16 protein-coding genes are annotated in these 15,349 nt (G+C 42.9%); 4 read left to right on the top strand and 12 right to left on the bottom strand.

The genetic code is table 11. The annotated features are described in order from the left end of the window. Positions 1-82: 82 nt before the first annotated feature. Together ABD010_RS12475 and ABD010_RS12480 are read right to left on the bottom strand one after the other, a co-directional pair. Positions 83-397, bottom strand: coding sequence for a hypothetical protein (locus ABD010_RS12475; protein WP_343813546.1), 315 nt, complete (start codon positions 395-397; stop codon positions 83-85). Beyond that, complete coding sequence (locus tag ABD010_RS12480; RefSeq protein WP_343813548.1) at positions 384-1,514, bottom strand: NAD(P)H-dependent flavin oxidoreductase; 1,131 nt, start codon at positions 1,512-1,514, stop codon at positions 384-386. Before ABD010_RS12480 ends, ABD010_RS12475 begins: the two co-directional genes overlap by 14 nt. A 71-nt stretch (positions 1,515-1,585) precedes the next feature. Between ABD010_RS12480 and ABD010_RS12485 the strand changes: the two genes are divergently transcribed. Together ABD010_RS12485 and ABD010_RS12490 are read left to right on the top strand one after the other, a co-directional pair. Beyond that, positions 1,586-2,413, top strand: coding sequence for a serine hydrolase (locus ABD010_RS12485; RefSeq protein ID WP_343813551.1), 828 nt, complete (start codon positions 1,586-1,588; stop codon positions 2,411-2,413). Positions 2,414-2,429: 16 nt separating this feature from the next. Beyond that, positions 2,430-3,722 (top strand): hypothetical protein, encoded by a 1,293-nt coding sequence (locus tag ABD010_RS12490; RefSeq protein WP_343813554.1) that lies wholly within the window; start codon positions 2,430-2,432, stop codon positions 3,720-3,722. A 63-nt stretch (positions 3,723-3,785) separates the two neighbouring features. Here the strand turns inward: ABD010_RS12490 and ABD010_RS12495 are convergent, their stop codons facing one another. The 6 genes from ABD010_RS12495 to ABD010_RS12520 all read right to left on the bottom strand — a co-directional run bounded on the left by ABD010_RS12495 (position 3,786) and on the right by ABD010_RS12520 (position 9,217). Then, on the bottom strand, positions 3,786-3,932 hold the full coding sequence (locus tag ABD010_RS12495; RefSeq protein ID WP_343813557.1) for a hypothetical protein: 147 nt from the start codon (positions 3,930-3,932) through the stop codon (positions 3,786-3,788). Between the two features lie 195 nt (positions 3,933-4,127). Then, positions 4,128-7,289 (bottom strand): SNF2 helicase associated domain-containing protein, encoded by a 3,162-nt coding sequence (locus ABD010_RS12500; RefSeq protein WP_343813560.1) that lies wholly within the window; start codon positions 7,287-7,289, stop codon positions 4,128-4,130. A gap of 226 nt (positions 7,290-7,515) precedes the next feature. Further along, positions 7,516-7,650: a YvrJ family protein gene (locus tag ABD010_RS12505; protein WP_343813563.1), complete on the bottom strand. Its 135-nt coding sequence runs from the start codon at positions 7,648-7,650 to the stop codon at positions 7,516-7,518. Positions 7,651-7,807: 157 nt separating this feature from the next. Continuing rightward, entirely contained in the window at positions 7,808-8,023 is a 216-nt protein-coding gene (locus ABD010_RS12510) for a DUF2922 domain-containing protein (protein ID WP_343813566.1), read from the bottom strand. A gap of 34 nt (positions 8,024-8,057) precedes the next feature. After that, entirely contained in the window at positions 8,058-8,282 is a 225-nt protein-coding gene (locus ABD010_RS12515; protein WP_343813569.1) for a DUF1659 domain-containing protein, read from the bottom strand. 218 nt (positions 8,283-8,500) lie between these two features. Further along, positions 8,501-9,217, bottom strand: coding sequence for a sulfite exporter TauE/SafE family protein (locus ABD010_RS12520; RefSeq protein WP_343813572.1), 717 nt, complete (start codon positions 9,215-9,217; stop codon positions 8,501-8,503). Positions 9,218-9,360: 143 nt separating this feature from the next. Here ABD010_RS12520 and ABD010_RS12525 point away from each other — a divergent pair, with 143 nt between their 5' ends. Further along, on the top strand, positions 9,361-9,555 hold the full coding sequence (locus ABD010_RS12525; protein WP_343813575.1) for a PspC domain-containing protein: 195 nt from the start codon (positions 9,361-9,363) through the stop codon (positions 9,553-9,555). A 213-nt stretch (positions 9,556-9,768) separates the two neighbouring features. Here ABD010_RS12525 and ABD010_RS12530 read toward each other — a convergent pair whose 3' ends face one another. The 3 genes from ABD010_RS12530 to ABD010_RS12540 all read right to left on the bottom strand — a co-directional run bounded on the left by ABD010_RS12530 (position 9,769) and on the right by ABD010_RS12540 (position 12,931). Continuing rightward, positions 9,769-11,001 carry an ABC transporter permease gene (locus tag ABD010_RS12530; RefSeq protein ID WP_343813577.1) on the bottom strand — a complete coding sequence of 411 codons (1,233 nt, stop codon included), beginning with the start codon at positions 10,999-11,001 and terminating at the stop codon, positions 9,769-9,771. Continuing rightward, positions 10,994-11,920 carry an ABC transporter ATP-binding protein gene (locus tag ABD010_RS12535; RefSeq protein ID WP_343813579.1) on the bottom strand — a complete coding sequence of 309 codons (927 nt, stop codon included), beginning with the start codon at positions 11,918-11,920 and terminating at the stop codon, positions 10,994-10,996. Before ABD010_RS12535 ends, ABD010_RS12530 begins: the two co-directional genes overlap by 8 nt. A 294-nt stretch (positions 11,921-12,214) precedes the next feature. Then, positions 12,215-12,931 (bottom strand): hypothetical protein, encoded by a 717-nt coding sequence (locus tag ABD010_RS12540; RefSeq protein WP_343813582.1) that lies wholly within the window; start codon positions 12,929-12,931, stop codon positions 12,215-12,217. Positions 12,932-13,047: 116 nt separating this feature from the next. On the opposite strand from ABD010_RS12540, the gene ABD010_RS12545 reads away from it, so the two are divergent. Then, entirely contained in the window at positions 13,048-13,605 is a 558-nt protein-coding gene (locus ABD010_RS12545) for a superoxide dismutase family protein (protein ID WP_343813584.1), read from the top strand. Between the two features lie 72 nt (positions 13,606-13,677). Here ABD010_RS12545 and ABD010_RS12550 read toward each other — a convergent pair whose 3' ends face one another. Next, entirely contained in the window at positions 13,678-15,336 is a 1,659-nt protein-coding gene (locus tag ABD010_RS12550; protein ID WP_343813587.1) for an aryl-sulfate sulfotransferase, read from the bottom strand. Positions 15,337-15,349 lie beyond the last annotated feature (13 nt).

A 15,349-nucleotide genomic window follows, 5' to 3' on the forward strand; every position in this document is an offset into this window, starting at 1 on the left:
GCGGTTGATGTTCGCCTGCTTGCGGTTGATGTTTTCCTCTTTGCGGTTGATGTTCGTCCTCTTGCGGTTGATGTTCGCCCTCTTACGGTTGATGTTTCCCGCTTGCGGTTGATGTTTTCCTCTTTGCGGTTGATGTTCGTCCTCTTGCGGTTGATGTTCGCCTCTTTGCGGTTGATGTTCGCCCGATTGCGGTTGATGTTTCCCTCTTTGCGGTTGATGTCGCCCGCTTGCGGTTGATGTTCGCCTCTTTGCGGTTGATGTTCGCCCTCTTGCGGTTGATGTTCGCCTCTTTGCGGTTGATGTTCACCTCCGCACGGTCGATATTCCTCTGCAAACGGTTGATCTTTTCCCTTCTGCTACCGGTAACCCTGCATACTACAGATTCAATCAGCGTCATTACTGCTGCCGACCATAGATTGAATGATGGCTGCTGCTGATTCTTCTTCCCGGACGGCGCCGACGCCCTGGCCGGCCCAAAGTGACTGCATATCGGCAATGGCAAATTCTTTTCCTGCCCCCCGGATATCCTTTGTCATCTGATTTTGGATTGGGAATGGCAGTGGTGCGATGCCGCTTGCTTCCAGCTCCCTTACAAATTGATTACGAATGGCGCGCGCCGGCCTTCCTGAGAATACGTTGGTAATGCTTGTTGCGCCGCTCTCAGCTTTCATTAGTGCTCTTCGATACGCGGCATTGGTTCCTGCTTCATTTGCGATTAAAAATTTTGTGCCTGCCTGGACAGCATCGACACCCATTTCCAGCAATGCATCAACCTGCTTTTTACTATGTATTCCGCCAGCAGCGACAATCGGAATTGTAAGATGATCCATCAATTCCTGCACAAGCACATGCAGGCCAATGTTGCTTCCATCCGGGTATTTGTTGACATCGAATGTGCCGCGATGACCACCAGCTTCATATCCCTGTGCCACCACAGCATCATACCCGGCATCTTCCAGTTGTCGCGCTTCATCAAGATTGGTTGCCATGCCGATCAATGTTACGTCTTTTTCTTTCAATCGTTCAATCAGGAAAGGAGAAAGCACACCGAACGCCGTACTGATAACAGGAATGTCTTCCTCAAGAACAACGTGAACTTTTTCATGCAGGTAGTCGTTCACTTTAATAAAATCTGCGCCGTCTTCCAATTCCAGTTTACTTCTGAATCCATTAAGAAACTGCTGCATGCGGGCAATTTCATTGGAAAATGACTCGAGGTTGACAGCGAACAGATTAACGGCAAAGGGTTCTTCTGTCAGCTGTTTCACTTGCCGGATATCCTCTTTCAGTTGTGATGCTCCCATATATCCCGCACCGATTGTTCCCAGCGCACCTTCATTGGCAACGGCGGCAACTAATTGCGGTGTTGTGATTCCACCTGCCATTCCCGCCTGAATAAGCGGTAATCGAATTGATAGCCTGTCATTTAAAAAATTCACTTCAAGTCCTCCATTCGCTGTCGGTTCTTCTTTTAAGCATACCATATAATACGTTTTTCCAGGAATTTTTAACATTCGAAAAATACTTCTTGACAATATTACGAAAATTCAATACGATAAAACTAATTAGCGAATAACGTCGCTAATTGATTCGTTATACTGGTTCGAAAGTGGGTGCAGTTATTAATTTTTCCGAGTTAACATCCGGTATCTCTGATTTGCTTCAGGATTCCTTCAGCAATTTTTCCATCTACATTACAACGGATGATGGTGAAATCAAAATCAATGAAAATGTACAGAGGAAAGCAGCAAGTCTGGCAAAAGTTCCAATCCTGCTTGAGGCATTTCGTCAAATTGAAAAAAATAATCTTCAGGCCAATCAAACTGTATCAATTGAAGATAACATGAAGGTTGGAGGTTCTGGAGTTATTACCAATTTGACGGGTGTGAAGAGTCTTCCTTACATAAATCTGCTTGAATTGATGATTATTGTTTCGGACAATACAGCAGCAAATGTTGTACTGGATTCTGTTGGAATAGAGTCCGTTAATCAGCTCAGCGAAACCCTGAACTGTAATAACACCGTTTTACAGCGACGATTCATGGACGCAGAGGCGTCCTTACACGGTAACGAAAACTGGACCAGTGCTGCCGACATGATCACTTTTCTGAAGATGATCGGTGAAACGAATCTACTGATATCAGCGGAATGCAGAACATCAATTTTCCGAATATTGTATCAACAGCAATTTCGCGACAAACTGGCATTTTATCTTCCCGAAACTTCGGACGTCCACATTTTTCACAAATCAGGGGAATTGTCCGGTACCGAACATGAAGCAGCTATTTTTAAATTTCAGGGTAAACAGTTGTATGCAGTTGTGTTATCAGAAGGATGGGAGAATAACGGTGACGGCAAAAAAATCATAGCTAAGCTTGGCAAACTTCTTATTACATACATACAATCAAATTAATACGGGGGTAATTTAAATGAAAGTTAAAATAGCGGCATTTGGCTGCGAGGAGATAGTCTCACGGATTACAAACTATGTTAATTACCAGGATGATGTGGAAATTGTGCCATTTGTATATTCCGAATCAAGTGAAACCGCCGAGCTTGTGGAAAAGGCGGTGATGTGTGACATTTATCTTTTTGCCGGCGCTTTGCCATATTTATATGCAAAAGAAAAAATAGACAAAAAACGATTGCCGGCGGTCCAGATTACGTTTGATGAATATATGATCCTGACCTCTTTTTACCGGGTAAGAAACTACCACAAACAGGAACTGAATCGTTTATCCATTGATGTATTGGACAGCCATCATGTTGATGAGGTTTTAAGTGAACTGGAAATTGATGACACGGAAATTCACACTTACAGTTTCGGTCAGGATAACGACATTGACCTTGACCGAATTGCTGCCTTTCATGAAGAGATGTGGAAACAGGGAAAATCTGACTATGCACTGACAGCCATTCATGAAGTGGAATTGATTCTGAGAGAAAAAAATATCCCGGCAAGCTGTATGCAGATCCCAATGCTGAACATCGAACGGACCATTGAACAGGCCAAATCAATTGCCACGCTCAATCAGTCGAAAAACGCCCAGATTGTTGCCGGCTATTTCCGCATCAAGAATTTTGATGTGGTGAAACAGCGTACAGGTGACTTGCTTGCACAGGAGGTGTTGTTGAAACTGCATCAAATTCTGCTGAAATATGCCCGAAAAACCTATTCTTCGGTACTGACGAGCGGCAACAATGAATTCGTTCTGTTTGGTACACAGGGAATTCTGAACCACATTACGAATCATTACCGTGACTTCCCACTGCTTCAGGAAATCCAACGCACCCTCAATATACCGGTCGATATCGGGTTCGGGCTTGGGCTGACTGCCAAACAGGCTGAGGATAATGCAAAGTCTGCATTGGAAGCATGTTCGCATTCCAGTGAAAGCACCTGCTATATTGTCAATGAGCGCAATGATACAATCGGACCGCTTGGGGTGGAAAAGGAATTCAATACGTCAGAATTATATCGTGCGCTGATTCATAAAGCCAGACTGAACAATGAGCTTTCCTATAATTTCATTGATTTTATCGAAGTCCGAAATAATGAACCATTTTCAGCAAACGACATCGCCGGCTATTATCAGGTAACAAAGCGCAGTGCTGAACGTACTGTCAAAAAACTGCTTGCAGGCGAGGTGATTAAAGTAGTTGGTGAAGAAAAACCATATGTAAAAGGACGTCCGAGGAAGTTATTTCAAATTGATCAGTAAGAAGCGAAGAAACCTTAACTTATCATACGAAAAAACCAGATGAACGTGCTATCTGGTTTTTTCTTATGATTTGTTGTTGAACAGATAATTCATAATATCATCAAAAATCGCTACACTGTCCGTTACAAGGAATATCGGCAGCATGATAATGACAAGAACTACCGTAAGATTTGAGACGAGAAACTTTAATATACCTTTAAGTAATACCAAATTGACCATCCCCTTTAAGAAGTTAATCTTTACACTATTCTATACCCTATTTTTTAAAAATTCAAACGTGAATGAGGCTGGGACAACGTGTTTTAATCAAATGAAAAAATGAATTAACTGGTAAACTGAGCCGCTCCAGAACTATATTTCGCTAGTCCCGAACAATATTTCATTTTTGATTTGCCCCAACTCCACTTAAATACTCAGCAGTTCGCGGACATCTTTCTCACTGAGGCTGGAAAGCATTGTCTCACCGGGCTGAATGACCTGATCAATCAGTTCACGTTTTTTCTGCTGCAATTCGTAAATTTTTTCCTCAATTGTTCCTTCCGTAATAAGCCGGATTACCTGGACGACATTCTTTTGCCCGAAACGGTGTGCCCTGCCAGTAGCCTGATCCTCTACAGCCGGATTCCACCATAAGTCATACAGGATGACGGTATCGGCACCTGTCAGGTTCAGTCCCGTGCCACCTGCCTTCAGCGAAATAAGGAAAACATTTTTCTCCCCATTGTTGAACCGCTCACTCATTTGAACTCGTTCCTGTGATGGTGTGTGTCCGTGCAGGTAAAAGTAGTCGATTCCCTCCTGTGCCAGCCGATCGATAATGATTTCGTGCATACTGGTGAATTGGGAAAAAATCAGCATGCGTTTTCCGTTGGCGATCGCATTTCTGATCGTGTCCATCAGCTGATTCAGTTTGCCCGATTCCCCGTCATAATTATCGGCAAAGACAGCTGGGTGGCAACAGATTTGGCGAAGTCTGGTCAGCCCGGCAAGGATTTTCATGCGGTTTTTGTTAAACCCGTTTTCCTCCATGGACTGTGCTGCTTCCTGCTGCAGCTGCCGCCAATAGCCGATATACAGGTTCTTCTGCTCTTTCGTCAGCTCGGAAACATGGACGGTTTCAATTTTTTCCGGAAGTTCTGTTAATACATCCTTTTTCAACCGTCGTAAAATAAATGGCTTTGTCATGGAAGCAATTTTTTCATGAGACTTCTGCTTAAACGCACGCTGATTTGGCATCAGTCCGGGCAAAATCACCTGAAAAATGGCCCATAGTTCATCAATCGAATTTTCAATTGGAGTGCCGCTCAGTGCAAAACGTCTGCTTGCCTTGATTTCCCGAATCGCCTTGGAAGTTTTTGTCGCGTAATTTTTAATATATTGTGCTTCATCCAAAATCAGCGTCTGAAATGATTTTTCCCGGTACAGCGCTATATCCTGCCGCAGCGTTGCATAGGAAGTAATCCAAACATCCATATAGGAAAATTCATCAATCATTTTCTCCCGTTCTTTCGGCGTTCCGGTTAAAATGGCTGTCTTTAAGGTCGGGGCAAATTTTTCACACTCATTTTTCCAATTGTATAAAACCGATGATGGTGCAACAATCAGATGCGGCTTATCACTTGGTTCGGATAACATATAAGCGATGCTTTGGATGGTTTTACCAAGCCCCATATCGTCCGCCAGAATCCCGCCAAGATAATAATTACTGAGTGATTTAAACCATTGATAGCCGGTCATCTGGTAGTTTCTTAATTCAGCCTGCAATCCATCAGGAAGCGGATAAACCTGTTCTTCCGGAGACTTAAGCTGATGCAGCAATTTGCGGAATGCCGGATCATACGCTTTTTTCGTATGAATTAATTCATCCACCTGTGCTCCGCGAAATACAGGCATCCGGACATTTCCTTCCTCCATATCTTCTTTTCTAATATCCAGATCATCCATCAGCTGCTTTATGGAGGAAAATTCCTCTCCTTCCAATGGCATCAATGCACCGCTTTCCAAACGATAGTAACGTTTTCGTTCCATTACCGCATTCAGCACCTGGTTGATTTCTGAATCATCCATTCCGTCAATATTAAACCCGATATCAAGCAGATTGGAGGACGATTCCAGACTAACATTCGTACTCGGTGACGGCTTCTGTTCGACAATCATATTCCGAATAGCTGAGGTCAAATACAACTCCACATAATCATCCATCAATGGGAGCATATGGTACAAGAAATCGTACAGCTCATCTTCATCTGGATTAATATACAGTTCCTTTCCGTTGTAATGAAAGTTCGCATGCTCAATCAGGTGCATGACCTGCTGTTCTTTTTCCACATCACGGATTATAATGGCATCTTTGCTGTCATGCCCGTTAAACGGATCAATCTGATACTCTCCGTAATGATATTCCAGCTGTCCTATAATGGCACCATCTTTGACTTCAAGGTACAGTTTTGCAACCAGTGGATGCTGAATGATTTCCGATGAAACCGTTTCGTCAATTTGCACGTCGCCAACCCGTTTCAATGGCGGTAGAACTTCCGAAATGAACGAATCGGCCTGCTGTTTTGGAACGGTAAGATTTTTCTGGCTTGGAGGAAGTGAGCTGATTTTTTCAACAACCGGAATTTGATCTGTTGATGGAAAATAAAAGCTTCCCTCTATAAATATAAGTTCATACAGCTTTAAATATGTCATACGTTCCAACTGCTCAATCTCCAGCACCAATTCTCCCTCATCATCTTTGATCAAATTGAAATGAAACGGCAGATCATCCTCGACAATTTCAATATCCTGATAGGTTTTTCCAGCACTTGTTTCAACGGTCAAATCCCGCTCCACCAGCAGTCTTAGCAACGTCTTTGCCAGCAACGGCGGAATAACGACCGTCCGCTCCGGTGTATCACGATAATGAAAGATCCGGTCCGCATAAATTTTTTCGTTACGAATACCGTTATAAAGCAATTCAAATATTTCCTTATCCTGTTCATCGATTTCATGTACCGAAGGATCATAAGTAAATCGCTTGGTAAAATAATGCTCTCTGCCCTCATGCACATCGCTCAGAAATTCGGCCGCATTCTTCACAATCAGATTGCGGGAATCACCGGCTTTCATTTCGAGAAGCAGATGATGATCATATGTCCATTTGCACGTATATTCCACATCCAGCGGTTTTTTCCGATGCGTTAATTCCACACCTGCCTGGAAGTCGTTCAAAGACGCAATCGACTGCATAAAGCTCTGAGAGGCAAAATAGTTGCGGGAAAATTGTTTTTTACCGCCTGATTGTCTATCGGCAATTGCAAGCATCACGGCCGCAATATGCTTACACGGCCCGAATGTGCCGTATGCCGGACAATCACAGTATGCATTAATGGAACCACGGTTAAATTCTTCCGTTTCAATTTCCACAAAGTAATCTTCAGTACCTGCAACGGAAGCGGTCCATACATCGAAGTTTATGTCATATAAAAGATTTCTGACCCGATCATTCTGAAAATATTCCAACCCCCTTCTGTAGACGACGGAAGGGAACATCTTTTGTATATTAACATCACTGAAATTAATCAAAACACTAGCAACCTACCTTCTAAGAATCTCTTTATCTTCGTTAATTGTTGATTTAAAGGAAACACCTTTTATTGTAAACGAGGTCAAGTCTTTTTTAAACTAAATACTTTTAACAGGATGGGTGTTTGGATAAAAATATATACCTTACTGTGGTGTTTTGGAATGCTGTAAGGGGAAGTGATTGAAAAAGCCAATAACTCCGGCACAGGCCGAAGCTACTGGCAATTTATTTCATTTTTTCCGGCAGAGCATGGATGGAATTGATCAGATCATTAAGCTTCCCTTCAATCCGGTGCAGCAAATAGAATGTCACCACAATTGGAAAGCCAACCTCGGTCACAAATGATATCCAAGTTTCCACTAGTATTACCCCCCTCGTCTGTTTGGAATGTCCTTCTGTTGATTCAGCGAAACGCAACGTTCATCCTTCACTTTCCAAACGAGTGATTTATGAAAAGTAAGACCAGCGCAGATGCCGCTGGTCTGAGTGAACAGGTAACCAAATTTCCTCCATATCATTATGCAAGCTCGATATCCACTACATTTCGTTCAACAACACGAGCACTTTTAATCGATAGTAATTCACCGCCGGATGAAGAGAATGCATTTTGCGCAATAATTTCATCCATTGCAGCTTTTACCGCTGCAGAATCAACCGGTTCAACTGGCTTATCCAATGAATAGGTTACAGTTTTACCTTCAGCATTCAAAAATTTAAGTTCAAGCTTTTTCATCCCGAATCCTCCTTCCCATCATTTTTTCAACCCGTTATGCCTGGGTTATTTCGGAATTGTCACTCCGCTCAATGATATAAAGCGGCCGCTGCTGAAGTCCCGCTACAGCCGTTGCAATAGCAAACAGCTGATCCGCAGTTGCGGTAGTTTTAACATTATTGAAACTTTTGGACTTATAGATCTTTTTGCCGGTCATTATGTCATCACCGTCATCCAACACCAGCGTCAAACGACTTGCGGTCATTTGTGAAACTGCCATGTTCGTCACCTCCCTTCACCCTACAATCGAAAGTTACGGTAAAAGAGTGGCAAAACATTTCCGGCAAATAAAAAAGCCACCTTTTTAAGTCAGGTGACGATTATAATAAAAAGAGTGATATAATTTCTTTTTCAAAATCAGATAGGCAATGCCGAGAAATATTAGAACCAGTAAACATTGAATCAAGAGCATGACACCCAAAGCGACACACCTCTTCCTTAAAATTGCTGGATACATAAATAGATCCCGGAGAAAAACAACAAAACGTATGTCAGCTTACGGAACAATTCCTGACTGATCCATCTGAACAGCACCTGTCCCAGCAACAGTCCAATGAGAACGACTGGCAAGGCAGCTGCACTCGATTGCCAGATTTCTTTCGATGTCCCGGCAAACATAACTTGAATAATCAGACTAACAGCGTAAATCCACAAATAAAATGCCAATGTGGTGCCGCGCAGTTTTTCTTTCGAAGTGTCAGTACCGGAAAAGTAAAGTAAAATCGGTGGGCCGGGTATCCCGATGCCGGTTGTAAATGCACCGGAGACACCGCCAATCACCATATCACGCTGCCTGGACTGACGAATCCGGAACTTCAACATCAGTAAAAGCGTCAGCACCATAATCAGCGCCCCTACTCCCAATTTTAGGAAGGTCATATTCATCATTAAGAATGTGGAAATTCCAATCGGTAAACCGACAAAGCTTCCAACTATAAAGCGTTTTAAAATTCCTATGTCAATATCTTTCTTAATTTTTACGATAAGGGCGATTGAAATGACCAAAGACAAAATCAGGTTCATTTGGATTGCTTCCCGCGGTTCAAATATGACCAGCAGAAATGGTGTCGCCACAATGGAGAAACCAAATCCTGTACTTGTTTGCAGCATTGAGGCTGCTAAAATAATGATGGATAATAAAATAATTGTTTCCAAAAGAACACCCGCCAGCATTTAATACTTTCTTTAAACCAGTCTATCAAACAGTGCTTTTTTTCGATACTTGCTTAAACGTCCACGCTGGATTATGTTAAACTGAATACAGATTTATTGACGATATTCTGTGTGGGGGTGAAAATGTGAAAAAGTTTTATAAGTCAACCCGGGAAAGACAATTAGCCGGAGTGTTAGGCGGTTTGAGCGAAATATATAACCTTGAAGTCAGCATACTCCGGATCATTACCGTTGTGTTAGCATTTGTTACGAGTGGTTTTTTATTATTAGTCTACATTGTTGCAGCTATCGTTTTGCCGACTGACAAACAGTTATCATGACTTAAGTGAAGTAGCCCTGTGAGAAAATGAGTCACAACTTTCATGGTTCACTGTCAATGGAAAAGTGCCTGATCCCTATTTCACTGATCACTTATGATTCCTGCGTCTCCCCCTAACACCTCTCATAGCTGCCACCATTTGCCGCACTCCCGCATCATATTTAACCTTTTAATAAAGCGCTTGGATCAGATTGATCCAAGCGCTCTATATCTCCTAAGCCCGAATCCATTTCCAGATTTCAGCGGGGGATGCATTTTTGCCATACATGAGAATTCCGGTCTTAAATATTTTCCCGGCAATTTTCATGCAGATCCATATGCTGACAATGAGGATAACCAATGAAATGATAACTTGTATCGTTGGTATTTCCTCCAGCACGGCCAGCCTAAGCAATAATACGCCGGGGGCTGTAAATGGAATATACGAGCCAATTTGCGAAACGATTCCTGCTGGGTCACTGATGACTGGCCCGATAAATACAAACGGTAAAAATGGCAGCATCATAACCATGCCCTGGAAGTTATTGCCTGATGCCATATCTGCCATTGTTGCGCCAAGTCCGACAAACATCGAAGCAAACAGGAAGTATCCAAGGATGGCGATGAAAATATACAAAATCAATTCAGGAACAAGCAGGTATTCGAGAATCGGAACATCCAGTTTCCAAATGGCGATTGGCACTGCAAACGCCAGGAAGACGGCCGATTGAATCATACCGAGTGCGAAATAGCCAATGATTTTCCCCTGCATCAATTCTCCCGGGGTAAGCGATGACAGGATGATTTCAGCAATTTTGTCTTTCTTCTCATTGGAGGCACTTTGGAAAATATACATCCCGGAAACTACGATGGAAAACAGAATAAGTCCGGCAAAAGCAACTGGGATCACTCGTTCAAGCACATTCCCGCCAAATGGTCCGGACGCTGATGAAGCTTCGCCGTTCCCCAGTTCTTCAGCAGCTGTTTCTTTAAAATGAACACCTGTAGCGACAGTAGCAAGCTGTTCATCGGTTAAGCCAATTTCCTGCAATTGGGACGTGCGGATTGGCCCTGCCAGAATCTGAACCTGCTGCATAAATGAACTGTCGATGTCTTCGCTTGTGTAGACTGATATCGCACCGCTATTAAGGGATTCCTGATTCAGAAAAATATACGCCGTATCTTCAGCTGACTCCAGTTTTTCTTTCATTTGATCCATATCAGCGTCCGTCTTTTGCATATCCCAGCTTAGATCCTGATGTTGGACAGTTTGCTGCAGGCTGTCGTAAAGACCCAGATTATCATTAACGAATACTGTTGTTTCCGATTCCGATTCCCCGCCAAACAGGCTTCCAAAAAACATAAATCCTAAAATCAATACAGGCGTTAAAAACATTCCGATTAGAAATGATTTATTCTTCAAGTTCCGCTTAATTTCCCATTTTGCAACCTTCATTGCATTACGCATGAACTTCACCCGCTTCCTGGAGTAAATTTTTGTCTGTAGCAATATCAATGAAAATTTCGTGCAGTGAAATACGATCAATGGACAACTCATGAATTGTTAAACCATCCGGAAGATTTTTCAGCCAGGAAGCTGCTTCCACATTTTTGGTGAGATACAGAATGGACGTATCCTCATCTTGCTCAACACGTTGTACATTCGGAAGATTTTCCAGCACGTTGCGGTCATTTTTGCCGCGGATGGTGCATTTAAAATTGGCATATTCTGTCTTTACTTCATCCAAATCTCCATAAATTACCTTTTGTCCATCTGCCATCATGAACAGCCTGTCACACATTTCCTCAACCAGATTCATTTGATGGGAAGATAATAGAATAGCAGTCCCTTTTTCAGCCAAACTGCGAATCTCCTCCTTGAACATCTCCTGACTTACCGGATCAAGACCGGAAAAAGGTTCATCCAAAATCAGCAGATCCGGCTCATGAATGATGGAAGCGATGAATTGTACTTTTTGCCCCATCCCTTTCGATAACTCTTCAACCGAAACATTGTCCATTCCTTCAAGATCGAATTTTTTTAAATAGTCAAGCGCACGTTCCTTTGCTTTTTTCAGCGGGTAATCTTTTAACTCAGCCAAATAAAGCAGGATATCCATCACTTTGACGTTTTTGTATAACCCGCGTTCTTCCGGCAAATATCCAATTTTATGCCGGGGAATTTCATTATATCCCAGAAATGAAATCGTTCCTGCATCCGGATACATGATTCCCATAATATTTCGGATTGTCGTTGATTTACCCGCTCCGTTAGGTCCCAGGATTGCCATGATCTCTCCTTTTCGGACTTCAAAAGAAATCTTTTTCAGGATTTGCTTTTCTTTAAATGACTTTTCCAATGAATCTACTTTAAGAACTGTCTCCATTAAAAAATGTCCCCCTGTAAATTAATTAAGCACTGCCTTTTAAATCAGTAATCGTATTATGTTCATACAATTGAAATGGTTTCATAATATATGTCAATTTTTTGGCATTATATTCACTATATTATCAACCCCATTCAAAAAATGAAATATAATTGTTTCCTAATTGTAATGAAAATGTTACAATACTATTTGCTTATGAAGAGCTTAGTTAACGATTGAGCAGCAGGAAGGTGAACGATAATGGGATTAATTCTGGCAATGGTGGCAATGGGTGCCCTATTTTTAGCAGTCTATCTATTGAAAAGAAATCCAAATATCAGTCTGGTAATCGCAGCAGTTGTCCCCTTTGTCTGTTTTTATTTTATCGGCAGCCTGGGATATGAAACAATATTTATTGTATTTGCAAGTATCATTGTGATATTCATGAATTTCCAAAATAGAGAAACAGGAGAAGGCTGATCGGGAAAATCCGGTCAGCCTTTCGTGTGGCTGCAGTTGTTGCGGTTGATGTTGGGCCTGTTGCGGATGATATTTCCCTGTTGCGGTCGATGTTGGGCCTCTTGCGGTTGATGTTTCCCTGTTGCGGTTGATGTTTCCCCCTTTGCGGTCGATGTTCGGCCTCTTGCGGTTGATGTTTCCCTCTTGCGGTTGATGTTTCCCTCTTGCGGTTGATGTTTCCCTCTTGCGGTCGATGTTGGGCCTGTTGCGGATGATATTTCCCTTTTGCGGTCGATGTTTGACCTCTTGCGGTTGATGTTTCCCTGTTGCGGTTGATGTTTCCCCCTTTGCGGTCGATGTTCGGCCTCTTGCGGTTGATGTTTCCCTGTTTCGGTTGATATTCGGCCTCTTGCGGTTGATGTTTGACCTCTTGCGGTCGATGTTTGGCCTCTTGCGGTTGATGTTTCCCTCTTGCGGTTGATGTTTCCCTCTTGCAGTCGATGTTCCCTCTTGCGGTTGATATTCGGCCTCTTGCGGTTGATGTTGTTTTTGACGATATATTCTATTCGTCAATCCCGGCCATCCTATTCCTCAAGATAACAAATGCCGACTACAATTTCACAGTGATGTATATCCTTTCCAGTTTTGCAAAAGCTAGTGCTGAAAACAGGAAAAGGAGGGGCATGACGATGAGAAAATGGCTTTTATTTTTACCGCTTGGGATATTTCTGATACTTGGTGCGTGGACGATGGACAAGCAGAGCATGAAAAGCGCCCATGAAATGAAGGAACCACCTAAGTCTGTCACGGTGACACTATTTAATAAGGATAAAGAAAAGGTGGGAACTGCGGAGCTTAAACAATTGCACGATAAAGTTGAAATTTCGCTTGATGCCAAAAACCTGCCGCCGGGTGAACACGGATTTCATATTCACCAAACAGGGGTTTGTGAGGCACCGGCTTTCGAATCAGCGGGCGGTCATTTTAATCCGACCGATGCCAAACACGGATTCAAGCATCCTAAAGGTCCACATGCCGGGGATTTGCCGAATATTAAAGTGAACAAGGCTGGAAAAGTTACCACCAAGGGTGTCAATGACATGGTTACACTAATGGAAGGTAAACAAAATTCACTCCTTGATGACGATGGTTCTGCGTTGGTTATTCACGCCAAACCGGATGACTATATTTCACAGCCGTCCGGTGATGCCGGTGAGCGGATTGCCTGTGGTGTAATTGAACAGTGAATAAACACAGCTGAATTCAGCAAAGAAGCCTGCAACGAAAAAACGCTCAGGACATAACCTGAGCGTTTTTTATCATTGGTTTTCCGGATATAACGGAAGACGCATTGCCCGGTATGCCTGCCTGTGACTGTCTTCTTTAAATCCGGAGATGACAATTTCATAGATCACGTCTGCTGGTTGTTCATCATTCACCTCGACTACTCGGCTGTTCATGCCATTCTCGGCTTCGATAAAGCCGGAAGTAAGCATGCGGTTTCCGGTATCATAATGATAATTTGCATCACCGACGATTGATGAGAAGAGTTCGTCACCGCGTTTTTCACCGTATGACCAGACTTCCTTCACCGTCATTTTTTCCGGGTTAATCCGGTATTGCACCATGCGGCTGAAATCCTCACTTTGCGGATCATCACCACGTGTTATCACAATATTATTATCGAACAGCAGGTAGTCTGTCGTTTGTTTGTTGTTGTCCATGTCAGGAAGCGGCATGATTGCATGCGGTCCACCCGGGAATTTGAAATCGTCACCAACCGGTTCAAGCAAATAGCGCTCATATGAATCCGGCCAAAGTTCATGGGCTGCCAGAATCCACTCCACTTCACCTTCCGGATATGACATCTTCATCGCCAAATCCTGATGTCTGCTGGAGACGAGGATGGATTTATCCGATTCCATATACCATATGGCATTCTGATGAAACCAATCCCCTTCATCTTCGCTGGGGCCATCATATTCCTGATAGAAACTTTCCGGAAAAACATCGCGAAAACTGAAGTCACGCACTGTTTTACCTGTCTCCCGGTCAATTTCAATCATTTCATCCTCAATATAGTTTGAATCCGTATCATGAACGGTTGCCAGTAAATTCCCACTTGGCAGCTCAATCGCATCATGGTGCACGAGATTGGTTGCTTCATAGTTGTCCAAATTAATCCGATACGAATTATACACCTTGCCAAGCATGTTCATTTCCAGTATTTCATTGTACTTATTCTGTCCCTCTTCTTTTGTAATATAAAGAAGATGCCCGTTATCCAGCCGCTGAAACACATGTGAATTCCAGTGAGTGGAATACCATCTGACATTCGCCTGGTGATCCACGGCATACACATTTCTTGAACTCGGGATAATAAAGGTCATGCCATTTTCCATTTTTTCAGGATGGGCTTCCACTGTCTCGGTATTCAGAAAAACGTCCGGTAAGCCGTCAGTCTGAATGGAGACAGTATCCTCTACCGTATTACCGGATTTTGTTGTTGCTGTAATGGTCACCGTATTTTGATAATCCGGGTAAAGACCGAGGATGGAAATGGTATGCTCGGTTTTGTATTTTTCATATGTATGGGTAACATCCCCATGTTTATCCTTGCCCTCTACCGTTATGGTCACCTGTGCCGGCTCCTCGGTTTCAAACATTGCCAGTGCTGACAGTGGGGTAACACCATACGGATCAAGTTTTACGAACGGATTTTTTATGGAATGAGGTTGTTGAGCATACTGTTCCTTCAATTGCTCTTCCATTTTCTCCTGTTTTTTCATCCGTTCATTGCTGTATGAGGAAAGCTGCTCGACTTTCCCGTCCGGCTGGAAGGATACAGCCGGAGTTTTAAGCTGTTTGGCTTCTTTTTCATTATTAAAACCACTGTCTGAACCGATTATTTCAATCGCTACAAAAAAAGAAACCATGATGACAGCGAGTATAACAAAAATTACGAGTGTTTTTCTCATATGTATTGCTCCT

The sequence above is a fragment of the Virgibacillus siamensis genome, assembly GCF_039522605.1.
In the GTDB taxonomy this organism is placed as follows: domain Bacteria; phylum Bacillota; class Bacilli; order Bacillales; family Amphibacillaceae; genus Lentibacillus; species Lentibacillus siamensis.